Genomic DNA, 765 nt, shown 5'->3' with positions numbered 1-765 from the left:
CCAGTATAAAAGACAGTCAGGCGGCTAAACGTCGAAGAGCCATTTGGTCAGGGGAATTCCGTAGTCAACTTATCTTTGATTAAATTAAATACAAAGTGGAATCCCGCCCTGTCATCTAAACTGTACTTTCTTTTCTCTAAGTCTAATATATCAGATTCAAGATTAATCAAGCCACGACGTGATGAGAACAATTCCATTTTACATTTGATAATATCTTTCTTAGATAAATAATTATTATTTTGATTTAACAATTTATCTACAAAATTCATCTGTTCTCTGTAGCTTTGACTAAAAAAATCATAGTCATCTCTATGGTCTTTTAAAATAGAGTCTATATTTTTTAACTCACTTTCATTTTTATTAAACTTAAAATCTTCATAATTTTTTTCAATCTTCATCCGCTTATAGACATTATCTATATACTTTTCCATCGCATTAATTTTTGTATTATCTCGTTTTATATTTTGTAATAAAATAGATTCAGCCCCCTCTAAATCTGGATTAATCGCATTATAAATAGAATCTCCTTTTTTAACTACATCACCATCACGAACATTATAATTTTTAATATCTATATCCTTTTCTGCATAAAATAATACAGGTTCTGGTGCGGTTTTAATAAAAGCATTTTCCAAAACAACTCGCCTCTTTATACAGGGCAAGATCGTGAATATTTTGTTAAAAAAATCAGATTTGACCGACAGTAATAGTTATGATCTCATACTCTCTTTTTGAGAGCAAAAACCATGTGCTTTGATATTTTTA

General features: G+C 29.3%; 1 protein-coding gene. It reads right to left on the bottom strand.

Annotated elements, in window-relative coordinates; all coding sequences use genetic code 11:
* Positions 1–47: 47 nt before the first annotated feature.
* A complete protein-coding gene (locus ABR397_RS23000) occupies positions 48–635 on the bottom strand; it encodes a hypothetical protein (protein WP_350307732.1) in 588 nt (195 codons plus the stop codon).
* Positions 636–765 lie beyond the last annotated feature (130 nt).

The sequence above is a fragment of the Photorhabdus viridis genome (assembly GCF_040256935.1).
GTDB classification, from domain to species: Bacteria; Pseudomonadota; Gammaproteobacteria; order Enterobacterales; family Enterobacteriaceae; genus Photorhabdus; species Photorhabdus viridis.
The sequence above is the reverse complement of the archived record's forward strand: the minus strand, read 5'-3'. Positions and strand labels throughout refer to the sequence as shown.